The 15,444-nt window shown below is 53.6% G+C and carries 12 protein-coding genes; 6 read left to right on the forward strand and 6 right to left on the reverse strand.

The window, feature by feature from the left end:
* The first annotated feature begins 37 nt into the window (after positions 1 to 37).
* The 3 genes from polA to INP77_RS08905 all read left to right on the forward strand — a co-directional run bounded on the left by polA (position 38) and on the right by INP77_RS08905 (position 3,471).
* Entirely contained in the window at positions 38 to 2,803 is a 2,766-nt protein-coding gene (gene polA, locus INP77_RS08895; protein ID WP_194748687.1) for a DNA polymerase I, read from the forward strand.
* A gap of 58 nt (positions 2,804 to 2,861) precedes the next feature.
* Positions 2,862 to 3,080, forward strand: a complete 219-nt coding sequence (locus tag INP77_RS08900) for a hypothetical protein (RefSeq protein ID WP_228518837.1) — start codon at positions 2,862 to 2,864, stop codon at positions 3,078 to 3,080.
* A 151-nt stretch (positions 3,081 to 3,231) separates the two neighbouring features.
* Positions 3,232 to 3,471: a GlsB/YeaQ/YmgE family stress response membrane protein gene (locus tag INP77_RS08905; protein WP_194748688.1), complete on the forward strand. Its 240-nt coding sequence runs from the start codon at positions 3,232 to 3,234 to the stop codon at positions 3,469 to 3,471.
* Between the two features lie 29 nt (positions 3,472 to 3,500).
* On the opposite strand, the gene INP77_RS08910 is transcribed toward INP77_RS08905, so the two are convergent.
* Complete coding sequence (locus INP77_RS08910) at positions 3,501 to 5,174, reverse strand: MHYT domain-containing protein (protein WP_228518838.1); 1,674 nt, start codon at positions 5,172 to 5,174, stop codon at positions 3,501 to 3,503.
* Positions 5,175 to 5,386: 212 nt separating this feature from the next.
* Here INP77_RS08910 and INP77_RS08915 point away from each other — a divergent pair, with 212 nt between their 5' ends.
* Positions 5,387 to 6,127, forward strand: coding sequence for a molybdopterin-binding protein (locus INP77_RS08915; protein ID WP_194748689.1), 741 nt, complete (start codon positions 5,387 to 5,389; stop codon positions 6,125 to 6,127).
* A 6-nt stretch (positions 6,128 to 6,133) separates the two neighbouring features.
* Positions 6,134 to 6,406 (forward strand): YkgJ family cysteine cluster protein, encoded by a 273-nt coding sequence (locus tag INP77_RS08920; protein ID WP_194748690.1) that lies wholly within the window; start codon positions 6,134 to 6,136, stop codon positions 6,404 to 6,406.
* Positions 6,407 to 6,419: 13 nt separating this feature from the next.
* Here INP77_RS08920 and lgt read toward each other — a convergent pair whose 3' ends face one another.
* From lgt to INP77_RS08945, 5 genes are all read right to left on the reverse strand, one after another.
* Complete coding sequence (gene lgt, locus INP77_RS08925) at positions 6,420 to 7,211, reverse strand: prolipoprotein diacylglyceryl transferase (protein WP_194748691.1); 792 nt, start codon at positions 7,209 to 7,211, stop codon at positions 6,420 to 6,422.
* A gap of 99 nt (positions 7,212 to 7,310) precedes the next feature.
* Positions 7,311 to 8,576 carry an MFS transporter gene (locus INP77_RS08930; protein WP_194748692.1) on the reverse strand — a complete coding sequence of 422 codons (1,266 nt, stop codon included), beginning with the start codon at positions 8,574 to 8,576 and terminating at the stop codon, positions 7,311 to 7,313.
* Positions 8,577 to 8,687: 111 nt separating this feature from the next.
* A complete protein-coding gene (locus INP77_RS08935; RefSeq protein WP_194748693.1) occupies positions 8,688 to 10,148 on the reverse strand; it encodes an efflux transporter outer membrane subunit in 1,461 nt (486 codons plus the stop codon).
* On the reverse strand, positions 10,145 to 13,282 hold the full coding sequence (locus tag INP77_RS08940; RefSeq protein ID WP_194748694.1) for an efflux RND transporter permease subunit: 3,138 nt from the start codon (positions 13,280 to 13,282) through the stop codon (positions 10,145 to 10,147). Before INP77_RS08940 ends, INP77_RS08935 begins: the two co-directional genes overlap by 4 nt.
* A gap of 82 nt (positions 13,283 to 13,364) precedes the next feature.
* On the reverse strand, positions 13,365 to 14,543 hold the full coding sequence (locus INP77_RS08945; RefSeq protein ID WP_194748695.1) for an efflux RND transporter periplasmic adaptor subunit: 1,179 nt from the start codon (positions 14,541 to 14,543) through the stop codon (positions 13,365 to 13,367).
* A gap of 198 nt (positions 14,544 to 14,741) precedes the next feature.
* Between INP77_RS08945 and INP77_RS08950 the strand changes: the two genes are divergently transcribed.
* A complete protein-coding gene (locus INP77_RS08950) occupies positions 14,742 to 15,368 on the forward strand; it encodes a TetR family transcriptional regulator (protein WP_194748696.1) in 627 nt (208 codons plus the stop codon).
* Positions 15,369 to 15,444: the final 76 nt, after the last annotated feature.

Here is a 15,444-nt window from a genome sequence, read left to right on the forward strand (position 1 = left end):
TAAAATACGCCATTGATTTGACTCTTGAGAACACACGATGAAAACCCTGCTGCTGGTCGATGGCTCCAGTTATTTATACCGCGCGTTTCACGCCATGCCGGATTTACGCAACTCAGCCAACGAGCCGGTCGGGGCGATTCAAGGCGTGTTGAATATGTTGCGGCGCCTGCATAAGGACTATCCTTCTGACTATAGCGCCTGTGTGTTTGACGCCAAGGGTAAAACCTTCCGCGACGATCTCTATCCTGAATACAAGGCTAACCGCGCCAGCATGCCGGACGATTTGCGCGTGCAGATTGAACCGCTATACGAAACCATCCGCGCGATGGGCTGGCCGCTGATTATTGAAGAAGGCGTTGAAGCCGACGATGTGATTGGCGCACTGGCCAAGCAGGCCGAAAAAGAAGGCATCCGCACCATTATCTCGACTGGCGATAAAGACATCACGCAACTGGTGAATGAAAATATTACCGTGGTCAACACCATGCGTGATGCCTTCCGTAAAACCGATGATGTATTGGATATTGCCGGCGTAGAAAATAAATTTGGCATCCCGCCCAGCAAAATTATCGACTACCTGACATTGGTCGGTGACAGTGTAGACAATGTGCCTGGGGTCGAAAAAGTCGGCCCAAAAACGGCGGTCAAATGGCTGACAGAATATGGCTCTCTCGACAATATCATTGCCAATGCCGACAACATCAAAGGCGTGGTCGGCGAGAACTTGCGCAAAGCCCTACCCTGGTTACCCACGGCACGCGAATTGATCACCATCCGCTGTGATATCGGTATCCGTGAGCATTTTGATGAACTGATCCCCAAAGCCCCGGACAAGCCTGCGCTACTCGCGCTGTTTGACCATTTTGAGTTCAGAAGCTGGAAGCGTGACTTAGACAAATTGCCAGACGGTGCCACAGCACCATTGATTGAAAATTCAGTCCTACGAACCGTCGAGGAGCTTAGCGGGCAAGCCGGTGGCGATTACTCGCCGGATACGCGACGGCTTTACCAGACCATTTTATCGGACAGTGAACTGGAACCGTGGCTCACCAAACTGGAACAAGCCGCCCTGCTTTGCTTTGACACTGAGACGACCTCACTGGACCCCATGCAAGCCAAAATTGTCGGCGTCTCGTTCAGCGTCACGCCGGGGGAAGCGGCTTACATCCCGCTCACCCATGATTACTTTGATGCGCCTCCACAACTGGCTTTGACGGCGACCCTGGCCAAACTCAAACCCATCCTTGAAAACCCGGACATTAAAAAAGTCGGCCAGAACCTTAAATACGATATGCATGTGCTGGCCAATCATGGCATCACGCTGCAAGGCATTGCGCACGACACCCTGTTGCAATCGTATGTGTTTGAGAGCCACAAAGGGCATGGCATGGATGAGCTCAGCGAGCGCCATCTGGGCATTGCCCCCATCAGCTACGAAAGCGTGGCGGGCAAAGGCGCAAAACAAGTGTCGTTCAGCCAGGTCACCGTCGAGGTGGCTGCCGAATATGCCGCGGAAGACGCCGACATCACGCTGCAACTGCATCAGGCCCTGTACCCGCAAGTGACAGTCTCGGACAAACTGCGCTTTATTTATGAGCAGGTGGAAATGCCCAGCATGCAAGTGTTGCAACGCATGGAGCGCAACGGCGTGTTGATCGACAGCCACATGCTCAACCGCCAGAGCAATGAAATTGGCCTGCGTTTGATGGAGATTGAAAAACAGGCGTATGAGCTGGCCGGACAACCGTTTAACCTGGGTTCGCCCAAGCAGTTGCAAGAAATCCTGTTTGGCAAACTGGGCATCAAACCCTTGAAAAAAACGCCTTCTGGCGCCCCCAGTACCGACGAAGATGTATTGCAGGAACTGGCGCTGGATTACCCGTTGCCCAAGGTAATCTTGGAGCACCGCAGCTTGGCCAAGCTGAAATCCACCTACACCGACAAGTTGCCGAAAATGATCAACGCGCAAACCGGGCGCGTGCATACCAACTACAACCAGGCAGTGGCAATTACCGGACGGCTGGCCAGCTCGGACCCCAACCTGCAAAATATTCCGGTGCGCACCGCCGAAGGCCGTCGCATCCGCGAAGCCTTTATCGCCCCGCCCGGTAGCCAGATCATCTCAGCGGACTATTCGCAGATTGAGCTGCGCATCATGGCGCATCTCTCACAAGATGCCGGAATGCTGACGGCCTTTGCCAATAACGAAGACATCCATCGCGCCACGGCCGCAGAAATTTTTGGCGTGGACAAAGCGGCCGTAGATAACGAGCAGCGACGCTATGCCAAAGTGATTAACTTTGGCCTCATCTATGGCATGAGCGCGTTTGGCCTGGCGCAAAACCTCAATATTGAGCGCGGCGCGGCGGCCAATTACATTGAACGCTATTTTGCGCGTTACCCCGGTGTCAAAGCCTATATGGAAAACACGCGCGCACTGGCCAAGCAGCAAGGCTATGTCGAAACCTATTTCGGCAGACGCTTATGGGTGCCTGAAATCAACAGCGCTAACGTACAAAGAAGAAACGGCGCCGAACGCGCCGCCATTAATGCCCCCATGCAAGGCACGGCGGCCGACCTGATCAAACTGGCGATGATCGCCGTCGACCAATGGCTGACCGAGCAAAAACTGCAGACCAAACTCATCATGCAGGTGCACGATGAACTGGTGCTGGAAGTGCCTGAACATGAACTGGCATTAGTCAAACAGACCTTGCCCGTGCTCATGCAAGAAGTGGCAACCTTATCAGTGCCGTTACTAGCCGAGGTCGGCGTAGGCAACAATTGGGAGAGCGCCCACTAGACAGTCGCCTGACTTACGGTCAATATGAGCCTATCTTTTTTAACTGTGGAGCTTGGGCATGAAATCATTAGCGATGGTAGGCATTATATTGATTGCAGTCGGCGCAGCTGGTCTGATTTTCAAAGGGTTTAGTTACGAGAGCAAAGAGACCGTGGCAAAAATCGGCTCTTTAGAGGCCAATGCAGAGATCACCAAAGAGGTGGAAGTCCCGCAAGCGCTTAGCCTGATTGTGATTGCGGCGGGGGCTGCCTTGTTGATCATCGGTCTGAAAAAATAAATCCTCAAGTCAGGGTAGGCGCGGCGCTATCTGGACGTTTGCAGTGAGTGAGTCAGCTGAATCTGACAGGTTTTTCCTAGATGGGCTGACAGATGACAGGCGCAACTGTGCTTAGCATAGAGCTTCATCATAACAACAGGGGAGTACACACATGCTTTGGACAATTGTTGTAGGGATTATCGCGGGTTGGTTGGCAGGCTTGATCATGAAAGGCGATGGTTTTGGCCTGATTTGGGATTTGGTGCTTGGTATTGCCGGTGCAGTGGTCGGCGGCTGGCTGTTTGGCCTGCTGGGCTTGAGTGCCAGTGGTGGCATGATAGGCAGCATTATCGTCGCCACGATCGGTGCCGTCTTCCTGATTTTTATTTCCCGTCTGCTCAGGTCGGCATAAAGCAGCATTTACCCTTAATGCAGTACAGCCTAGCTGGAAAAAATGACTTTTCCAGCTTCGCCTTTTTTGGCCTGATACATCGCATTATCCGCCTTCTGCAGTAAGGCTTCGATGTCGTCGGCCGTTTTAGGCCAATCATAAGCAATACCGATACTACAGCCTACCGCGATCTCCTGACCTGATTGCAATTTGATGGGCTGACTGATGCTTTCGACCAGCTTGCCTGCAACCATGCGGGCCAGCTCTTCCGGCTGGGAGGCAAAGGTCAGCAGAATCACGAACTCATCCCCGCCAAAACGACACACCATATCTTCTTCGCGCAACACATCAGGTAATCGTTGTGCGATGGCCATCAACACTTCATCGCCCACAGGATGACCATGGGTATCGTTGACAGCTTTAAACCCATCAAGATCTACAAATAATAAAATAATGCCCCGTTGCGGCTGACTGCTTTGAAGCTGGCTGACAATGCCATGCATCATACTGAGCATGCCGCGCCGGTTGAACAAGCCGGTCAGCGGATCTTCGGTCAACAGTTTCTCTAGGGCGTTTTGCTGCTGGCGAAATACGGTTAAATCCATCAAAAAACTGATACAAAAATCCAGCTCATCTTCAATCACACGGGTCAGTGCAATCCGCAATGGAATTTCGCGTCCATCCGCATGTATCCCTTGACGCTCTGCGACCACTTTTCCAGCCTGATCATGTTGCCTGCGTTTGCGCGAGAGCGTGCTGAGCTGCTTCCAGTCGGGGATCATTTTGCCAAGCGAACGGCCCACGATTGCCTGCGACTGAACGCCAAACATCGCCTCAAAAGCGCGATTCACCATCTGGATATGCCCCTTGGCATCCGTAATCACAATAGCGTCTATCGCGTGCTGAAAGATCACGCGCATTTGATGCTCCCTGAACTGTAACTCGCGGGCCAATTGCCGCTGCCGACTAATCATGGTTTGCGCCAGAATAGCGCCTAGCAAGGTCACCAAGCCCATGGTGACCAGCAAGGACAAATACAGCCGGTCTACGGTGGGCACAGGCTCATCAAACTGTATGGGGCCACTAAAGCTGGCCGCAGCCATGCCCAGATAGTGCATGCTGGTAATGGCAGCCGCCATGACCAGACCACTGAACAAATGGCGCCAGGGCCGCAGTCGCCGCAAACGGTTACAGCGTTGATGAAACCATAACGCCAGAATGGCGAGCATCACTGCCGAGCACACAGACACCAGTACCAGCCATGGATTAAACGCCATGACAGCAGCCGTTTGCATGGCCAGCATACCGGTGTAATGCATGACCCCGATGCCCAGGCCGATCAAGGCGCCGCTAATGGTTAAATCGTAAGGAGATTTTCTTGCTTGCGCCACCCATTGCATGGATGCCCAGGAGGCAACAAATGCCGGCAACAAGGAGAGCAAGGTGATGACCAGCTCGTAACGCACCGTGGCACACAGCTCGAAAGCTAGCATGCCAATAAAATGCATGCCCCACACCGCGGCACCCATTGCCAGGCCACCGCCGAGCATGGTCAAGTGGCGGTCGCGCTTAAGTTTGAATTGCTGGGAGACCTCGGCCAGATGGATGGCAATCACAGAGGCCGTGAGTGCGATCAGGTAGGACAAGGCGACCATCGAGGGTTCATAGCGAGATGAAAGGATGGTGTCTGCTGGACTCACAAAATCAAAGAGAAAACTGTTCAATGGATTTCTTTCGATAATGTACTGATCACTGACTGAAAAGCTGGCTAGGCCAGCACGCAATGGGTCAAAACCACATCAAAGCACTTGCACACTGACGCGCTCACCAGACCGCAAAAGTGCTGCTGTAACGGCTATGCTGTGAATTTTCAGCAATTGCTTGGTATTATGCTGCTGTTAAAACGCTCACTCAAAAGTAATTTACTCAATATAACATGCGCCAATTTGGGATTTATATCATCGGTGACGAGATCCTGTCCGGGAAGCGCCAGGATGCCCATCTCAGCAAGGTCATTGCGCTTCTGTCTGCCCGCGGCTTGCAACTGAGCTGGGCGCATTTTATCGGCGATATCCCCGAGCAAATCACGCAGTTGCTCAAGGCCAGTATGGCGCGCGGCGAGATTGTGTTTAGCTTTGGTGGCATCGGCGCCACCCCGGATGACTACACCCGCCAATGTGCAGCCGCGGCTGCCGGGGTACCGATTGAGCGACATGCAGGCGCCGTTGCCAATATTGAAGCGCAATATGGGGAAGCGGCTTACCCTAAACGCGTGCTTATGGCTGACTTTCCACAAGGCTGTGAGCTCATCCCCAACCCGATTAACCGCGTGGCCGGATTCAGCATTCACGAGCATTACTTTGTGCCCGGCTTTCCAGAAATGGCGCACCCGATGGTGGAATGGGTGCTGGACACCTATTACAGTCACCTGTTTCATGGCCAGGACTATCTGGAGCAAGCCATTGTCGTCACTGAGGCAGGCGAAAGCGACTTGATTGACTTGATGAACAGCATGCTGAGCCGTTATCCCATGCTCAAGTTGTTCAGCTTGCCGCGCACCAACCAGCGCCGCACCACGGAAGTCGGTCTCAAGGGCGAAAGTGCGCATGTGCTTGCAGCCATGCTGGAGCTGAAGGCTGGCGTGTCTGCATTAGGCTACCCCTGGGTGGATGTTTAACCTCGAATGGAATGCCGCCAACACTGCGGAGCCTGCTGCATTGCCCCGTCCATCAATAGCCCGATCCCTGGCATGCCGCATGGCAAGCCCGCGGGTGTGCCATGCATACAACTAGATGAGGCCTATCGCTGCAAATTGTTTGGGCAGCCACAACGCCCAGCGTTTTGTGGCGGATTAAGCCCTAGCCTGGAGATGTGTGGCGAAGAACAGCAAGGACGTGCATATGCCATCCAGTGGCTGAGTGCCCTCGAACGTGCCACTCAGCCAGGCAACGCCTAATGGAAATCTGGCTTTACGACTGACGATACGCCCGGCGCATTAGCCAGAGCCCTGCCAGAATCATAGGCACGCAGAGCCATTGGCCCATGCTGAGCCCCAGCGACAGCAAGCCTAAAAAGCTGTCTGGTTCACGCGTAAACTCAACCAGAAAACGGAAGCTGCCGTAACAGAGCAAGAACATGGCGGACACTGCACCGATGGGTCGTTTTTTGCCCGCAAACCACCAGAGAATCACAAACAGCGCGACCCCCTCTAGTGCAAACTCGTACAACTGCGAAGGATGCCGTGCCACCTGATCCACGGCTGGGAACACCATGCCCCAATCCGCATGGGTAGGCCGCCCCCATAACTCGCCATTGATAAAATTACCCAGTCTGCCTGCCCCCAGGCCAATCGGCACGAGCGGCGCCACAAAGTCCATCAATTGCAACCAAATCACGCCGCGCTTGCGGGCAAACAAGGCCATGGCCACCATGACGCCAATAAAGCCACCATGAAATGACATGCCCCCTTGCCACAGGGCAAAGATTTCCAGCGGATGTTGCAGGAAATAACTGGGCTGGTAAAACACCACATAGCCTAACCGCCCACCCAGCACGACACCGAGCGCGATGTAAAACAGCATGTCGTCCGGGTCACGCGCCTGCCAGGGCGAGTTTGGGTCCAGTTTACGCAACCGCTTGACCTGATACTGCCCCAACCACAGGCCACCAAAAAAACCGATCAGGTACATCAAACCATACCAGTGGATACCAAAACTGCCGATTTGTAATGCGATGGGGTTAAAGCCCGGATGGGTAAACATGCCGTATCACCGTGAAAAAAACTGCATTATAACTGCTGACCCGACCAGCGCAGGCAAACAGAGACTAAAAGCCACTCAATCACTGCATGCACCTATTATTCAATCCAGGTTGGATACGCTTGGCGACATGCGCCAGACGGCCAGAAAACTGATCAAGGCCATGCTGGAGAGATAAGCCCCTACCCAGGTCAAGCCACCCTGATTGACCAGAGATTGAGCAATGGCAGGTGCGAAGGAGGCACCCAGAATACCACCCAGCTGATAGCTGAGCCCTGCCCCGCTGTAACGCACAGCAACCGGGAACTGCTGTGGCAGAAAAGCGCCCATGGGGGCAAAAGTGACGCCCATTAAAAACAGCGCCGCAAACAGAAAAACCAGGATCAGCCCGCTATCCGCACTGCCTAGTAAGGGCGCCAGGGCAAATCCCAGTAATACGGCCAGACCTTGTCCGAGCATCAGCACGGGTCGCTGGCCAACCTTGTCTGACCACCAGGCAGCCAGCGGCGTCGCCATGGCCATGCCTAGCACAGCGATGCACAACAGCCCCAGAAAAACCGGGCGAGCAATGTGCAAGGTTTGCGTGCCATAACTCAGGCAAAACACCGTCGCCGTATAAAACAGGTGATAACACACCCCCATGGCCAGCGCACCGAGCACAATGGCACGCCCATGCGTGACCAACAACGCCTTAAGCGGCCAGCGATGCAACTCTTTTGAAGACTGTGCCTGCGCGAATGCGGGCGTTTCAGCCAGCTTGAAGCGGACATATAGCCCGACCATGACCAGCGCCGCACTGACGATAAACGGCACGCGCCAGCCCCACTGCTCAAATTGTGTCTCCGTTAGCCCCAGAGTTAAGGCCAAAAAGGTCAAGGTTGCGAGTAAAAAGCCGATCGAAGGCCCCAGTTGCGGAAACATACCAAACCAGCTGCGACGATGTACGGGCGCATATTCAGTTGCCAGTAAGGCTGCCCCTGCCCATTCGCCGCCCAAGCCTATACCTTGACCAAACCGCAACAGACAAAGCAGCGCCGGCGCCCACAGCCCCCATTGATCGTAGCCTGGCAAGACGCCAATCAGAAACGTCGAGCAGCCCATGACCAGCAACGACGCGGCCAGGGTGGATTTGCGGCCGAGACGGTCACCAAAATGACCAAACAGCAAAGCCCCCAGTGGCCGTGCAATAAACGCCAGACCAAAGGTCAGCAAGGCATTTAACGATTGCACCGCTGGCGCGCTGGCGGGGAAAAAGACCTGGCCGATCACCAGCGCTGCCGCCATGGCATAAATATAAAAATCGTAAAATTCGATGGCTGTACCAATAAAACTGGCAAAGGCAATGTGCTTGAGTGAGGGGCTAGACATCGCAGCATCTTAGCTGGCAGACCGTAAATCTCCAAGCCTCGCCAGCATGGGGCCGGCCAAATAAAAACGCCGGGAGATAACTACTCCCGGCGCGTTGAATAAAGCCATGACTTACTTGGAAGCCTCGGCTTTTTTCTTCAGTGGCTCTGGATCCCAACCCGCACCCAGGGCTTTAAACAGTGACACGGTGGCTGTCAGCGTGTTTTGTCGGCTCTGAACCAAGGCTTGTGTAGCCTCATTGTGGTTACGTTGCGCATCCAGCACTTCAAGATAGCTGGAGTAACCCGCCTGATACCGATTTTGCGAAATACGCAAAATGTTGGCAGTGGTTTTTTGCTTGGACTCTGCCACCGCTTCTTGCTCACGGTATTGGCGCGCATTCACCAGCGCATCATTCACTTCGCTAAATGCAGTCCGCAAGGCGGCCTGGTAGTTAATCACGGCCTGCTTCTGCAAGGCAGAGGCCTGATCGACCCTGGCGTTCAAGCGTCCACCATTGAATATTGGCAAGCTTGCTGCAAAGCCCAGTGTCCAGATTTTGGCTGGCGCCGTAAACAGGTCACTCAGGATTTTACTCTCGCCACCATAAGCCCCGGTCAGTGACAAGGTCGGATACAGGGCTGCTTTTGCCAATTTCACATTCGCATGTGCAGCGATCAAATCCTGCTCAGTCTGGCGGATATCCGGACGTGATTCCAGCAAGGTGGATGGCAAGCCTGCGGGAGGCATCGGCGGTATCGGCATGGACATTAAACCGCCGACCGGGATTTTGACGCTTAAGTCTGCAGTCAACACTCCGAGCTGATGCTCGCTGATTGAACGTTGGCGCTGCAACTCCAGCGATTGCGCGCGTAAATTGGTCACCACTAGCTCAGCCTGATTAACATCCAGCGCGGTATTGACGCCTGCATCCAGCTGCCGCTGTGTCATGGCCAGGCTTTCTTGCGCCGTTTTGATGTTTTCGGCGTTGACTGCCAGCTGTCCATCCAGACTACGGATTATCAGGTATTGATTGGTCACGAGCCCTACCAATGACCAGCGTACTGCCTCACGGGCATACTCGGTCGACAGCAGATTGGCCCGTGCCGCGACATTGGCCGTTCTCAACTTGCCCCACACATCCAGCTCAATACTGCCGTTTAACGCCAGTTTATTGTCATTACGCGGGTTGGTACCGAAAACCGGGTTAGGCCCTGCCCCGGTAATTCTGGTACGGGTATTGTTGTTGTCCAGCGTGATGGTCGGCAGCACATTGCCAGAGGTTTCACGCGCCACGGCATCGTATTGTTCAATACGTGCCACGGCGAGCTGCACATCACTGTTGTTGACCAGTGCAGTATCAATCAGCCGGGTTAACAGTGGATCATTAAACAAGGACCACCATTGCTGCATTTGTGCCGCAGGCACCGCCGTCAACGTCGACGCTTGGGGCTCAACATACCCCTGTGGCAGCGGACTGTCAGGGCGGCTATATAACGGGCCCAGTAACTGGCAACCTGCCAACGACAAGGCTGCCAGCGCGATGATGAGCGGGCGTTGTGCCCACACCAGTTGTTTTACTGTCGGTTTCATACCGCTTCCTCTTCTTCAACATGACCATGGTGACGCACTTTTTTCTCACTGGTCAGCCAGGTAAAGAACAATGGGATAAAGATGGTGGCAATAAAGGTTGCCAGCAACATGCCGCCGAAGACGCCCGTCCCCATGGATTGACGCGCTGCAGCACCTGCACCGGTCGCAAATACCAGTGGAATAATCCCCAGCACAAACGCCATGGACGTCATCACAATCGGTCTGAAGCGCAGGCGGGCGGCTTCAAGCGCAGCTTCAGCCAACGGCATGCCCTCTTCCATTTTTTGCGAGGCAAATTCCACAATCAGGATGGCGTTTTTGGCCGCCAGACCGATCAGCGTAATCAGGCCAATCTGGAAGTAGATGTCGTTGTTCATGCCACGCGTCAACACCGCCAGCAAGGCGCCTGTCATCGCAAACGGGATCGCCATGATCACTGCCAGCGGCAAGGACCAGGTTTCAAACTGTGCCGCCAGGATCAGGAACACCATGATGGTAGCGAAGCCAAAGGCCACCAGCGCAGCAGAACCGGTCCGTTTTTCCTGGTAAGCCTGACCGGTCCAGGCAATCTGGTAACCATCCGGCAAGTTTTCCTTGGCGATTTTTTCCACCAGTTTGATCGCATCGCCAGAGCTCACGCCGGGCGCACCGCTACCGAACACTTTGGCAGACAGCAGGCCATTGTAGCGTTCCAGCTGTTCGGCACCGACGATGTTGCTGACTTTTGCCAATGCAGACATCGGCACCATATTGCCATTCGGATTATCATCCGTCGGCTGGCTACGTACATACACTTTGCCCAGGTCTTCAGGCTTCATGCGGTAACCCGCCTCGGCTTGCAACTGCACGCGGTAAGTCCGGCCATTACGGTTAAAGTCGTTAACATAGAGCGAACCCATGGTGCTCTGCAAGGTCGCGTAAATATCCGCAATTTTCACATTCTGTGACAAGGCTTTGGCTTCATCTACCTCGATGTACAACTGCGGTACGGTCGGCCGGAAGAAACTATTAATCTGTGTCAGTTGCGGATTGGCACGCATTGCATCCATAAAGTTGTTCATGACTTGCGCCAGCTTGATGGGATCCGTATCCCCATGACTCTGCACATAGACCTCAAAACCACCCGCAGAACCCAAGCCACGAATCGCTGGCGGGTTCACGGCAAAGCCCATGCCATCCGGCTGACTCATGCCTATGCCGATCAACTTTCCAACCATCTGGTCGGCATTGGTCGTACGCTTTTCCCAATCCGTCATACGGACAAACATGGTCGCTGCATTGGTTTTGTTGGCGCCGGTGAGCAATTCAAACCCATTCACCGCAAACTCATGCGCGGTGGCAGGATCTTTCGCGACCGCTGACCGGATGTTTTCCATGGTCTGGGAAGTCCGCTTCAAGGTGGCACCATCTGGCATCACCACAATGCTAATGACATAGCCCTGATCTTCTGGCGGCACAAATCCACCCGGTACGGTACGGAACAGGAAGATCATCACCACCAGCATGGCCCCAAACACGACGGCACCAATCAATTTGTGACGAAGGGTCAAGCGGACGGTGCCCGTGTACAAGCTGGTCAACCGGCCAAAGCCCTGGTTAAACTTTCTGAAAAAAGCATTTTCGTGATGACCGCCACTCTTCAGAATCATGGCACATAAAGCAGGGGTCAGCGTTAACGCCACCACGCCTGAAATGACCACAGCAATGGCCACAGTGACCGCGAACTGACGATAGAGCTGCCCGGCAATGCCGCCCTGGAATGCCACAGGAACAAACACTGCGCACAGGACCAGTACAATCGCCACCACTGCCGCTTGCACTTGTGCAATAGACTTAATCGCCGCATGCAGCGGGTTCAAGCCTTCCTCTTTCATCAAACGCTCGGTATTCTCCAGCACCACGATCGCATCATCCACCACAATGCCGATGGCCAGAATCATGGCAAACAGAGTCAGCAGGTTGATCGAAAAGCCGAACACATACAAGCCGGCAAACGTACCAACAATCGAAATCGGCACTGCAATCATCGGAATGAGGGTTGCGCGCCAGCTTTGCAGGAACAGGAACACCACGATCACGACCAGTACCAGCGCCTCACCAAAGGTATGGAACACTTCTTTGATGGTGGCTTTCACAAAGTCACTGGTGTCATAAGGAATGTTGTATTCCATGCCTTGCGGGAATTTGGCTTTTAACTCTTCCACCTTGGCCTTGATCGCATTGGCGGTATCCAGTGCATTGGCACCGGTCTGTAAAAAGACCGGCATTGCCACACCGGCCTGGCCATCGAGTGCAGAGGTCACGTTATAGCTTTGTGCGCCCAACTCGATGCGTGCCACATCTTTCAGGTGCAAGACACCGTTGGGGCCTTGCGCACGCAAAATAATGTTGCCGAACTCTTCAGGGTCAATCAACCGTCCTTTAGCTGTCACGGTAAATGACAATTGCTGATCAGGCAAAGCGGGCTCAGCACCGATCTTGCCTGCGGCATACTGCGCGTTTTGTGCGCTGATGGCCGCAGAAACATCGCTGGTAGACACCCCCAGTTGCGCCATGCGGTCAGGACGCAACCAGACACGCATGGAGTAATCTTGCCCACCAAAAATGGTGACATCGCCCACGCCCTTGATGCGCTTGAATTCATCCAGCAAATTCAAGGTGGCGTAGTTACTCAGGAACAAACGATTATGGTCTTTGTTTTTCGAGGTGAGCATCACGACCAGCAGGATGTCATTCGAACGTTTTTGAACCACAACCCCGGTCCGGCGTACATCTTCGGGCAAACGCGGCAACGCAATGTTCAAACGGTTACTGACGTTAAAGGTCGCCTGGTTGACATCGGTACCGACATCAAATGTGGCGGTAATGGTTAAAGTACCACTGCTGTCAGAGCTAGAGTTAAAGTAAAGCAGGTTTTCCACACCACTTAGCTGCTCCTCAATCGGGGCAGCCACGGTTTTTGACAGTGTTTCTGCGCTGGCACCAGGATAGCTGGCCGTAATCAGCACCGTAGGGGGTGCAATTTGCGGATATTGGGCAATCGGCAACTGGAATGCCGCTGCGAGACCTGCCAACACGATGATGATAGACAGCACGCTGGCAAAAATCGGGCGTGTGATAAAAAATCGGGTCATATCGTTTTCCCTGAGACGGGCCTGGTACATGCCCAGGCCCTTGGTAACATAATGGGCTTATTCAACAAAGACGGTGAATGCGTTAAGACTTGGCTGGTGCCGGTGCCGCTTGGGCCGGCGCAGCGTCTGGTGCATGTGGTGCCACCGGTGCACCAGGCCTCACCTTGATCAGATTGTCGACAATGACCTGATCGCCGGCTTTCAAGCCATCCAACACCGTCCAGCGGTTGTCAAACCAGCCGCCCGCGACAATCGGCCTGACCGCGGCCACCGTTTTGCCTTCTTTATCTTTTTCGGCCACAAAGACAAACTTGCCTTGCTGACCAGTCAGTACGGCCGTTTGCGGAATCAGGAAGACGCCATCACGCTTGCCAGTGGTCAGGCGTACCCGCACAAACTGACCTGGCAACAAGGCACTGTCCGCATTCTGGAACTCGGCCCGCAGTTGCTGCGTCCCCAATGCCGGGTCAATCTGACTGGCAGAGAAGTTAATCTTGCCTGAATAACGATATTCAGTATTGTCTGCCAGGATCAATCGTACATCCTGCACGCGGCCTGGGCGCAAATGCCCGCCCAACGCTGTGAGCTCGGACTCGGACAGGCTGAAGCGGACCCAAATCGGCGACAATTGTACGATGGTGCTCAACAAGGTAGTGTTGGCACTGACCAACGCCCCTTCTGACAACACAAAGCGACCGGCAATCCCACTCTCTGGCGCTTTAACATGCGTATAAGACAGATTCAGCTCTGCTTCACGCAGTTGCGCCTGATATTGCAACAAAGTCGCTGCGGCAACAGAGTTATCAGAGGCCGCATTATCATATTCACGCTGACTGATAGAGTGGCTCTCCAGCAAACCCTTAAGACGTTGCGCCTCACGTGCCGTTTGCTCAATGCGGGCTTTTTGCTGTGCAATCAGCGCCTTGGACTGATCTACCTGCAACTGGTACGGAACAGGATCAATCAAGAACATATCCTGCCCGGCCTTGACCGCATCCCCTTCTTGATACAGGCGTTTAAGCACAATGCCACCAACGCGGGGACGCACTTCAATTTGCTTGGCGCCCTCGGTTTGCGCAACCACCTCAGTCTGCACCGGGATAGTTTCAGCGACGACGGTTTGCACGGTGACTGGCATCGCAGGCATGCCGCCTGCGGCTGGATTTTGCTGCTGTGAAGATTTTCCGCAAGCACTCAATCCCAGGCTTAATGCAAGCACGAGCAAGGCATGACGAGGCTGGATAGTCTGTGAAATCAACATGTTATCCTCTGTTTAGTTTTAAAATAGACTTGATTACATACATCATTGGATGTATATTATATACAAACACGAATGTATGTAAATGGGTTTTGCAAAAAATTTGCCCATCTCGAGCCGTCACAAGTTGCCAGTGACCGCTGATAAAATACGACATTCAAATGAAACATTCATGAATTTATGAAAGAGCGATAAATACTTATGGTACGTAAAACCAAAGAAGATGCCGCCATCACGCGCCAACACATTATTGATGCTGCGCGACAGATGTTTCTGCAAAAAGGGGTTAGCCGCACCAGCCTGGAACAGATTGCCTCCCATGCCAATGTTACGCGCGGCGCCGTCTATTGGCATTTCCAGAACAAGGCAGATTTGTTTCATGCCATGCGCGAAGAAGTGTATTTGCCACTGATAGACCGCATGGATGACACCCTACTCGGGAACGCGGAAGAGTCCAATATTGACCCGCTGGGCCGCATTCGCAAACACCTCGAAAACACCGTACAGATTCTTAATGACGACACCACCACGCGCGCAACTTATGAAGTCATGATGACCAAGTGTGAATACGTGGATGAGTTTGCCGATGTACTGAAATCTATTTTAGGTAACTGTAGCGGACTCGTGCACAAAATGGAACAGGCCTACGCCAAAGCACAGGAAATCGGCCAGGTCGGCACCCAGCTTAGTCCGCAAGAACTCGCCTGGGACACCCACCTGTTTTTCTCAGGCCTAATGCACATGTGGGTCAAAGACACCGAAGGAACGTTATTCCGCGACCGCGCCATGCAACTAATCAACACACACATTAATCTGCGTAAAAAATAAGCAAAAATGCTACTTTAAACATTCCCTCATCTGCGATTTGCAGTTAAAATAGTCAGTCTTTTCACTGACTTATCCA

The organism is Methylophilus sp. 13 (assembly GCF_015354335.1).
GTDB lineage: Bacteria > Pseudomonadota > Gammaproteobacteria > Burkholderiales > Methylophilaceae > Methylophilus > Methylophilus glucosoxydans.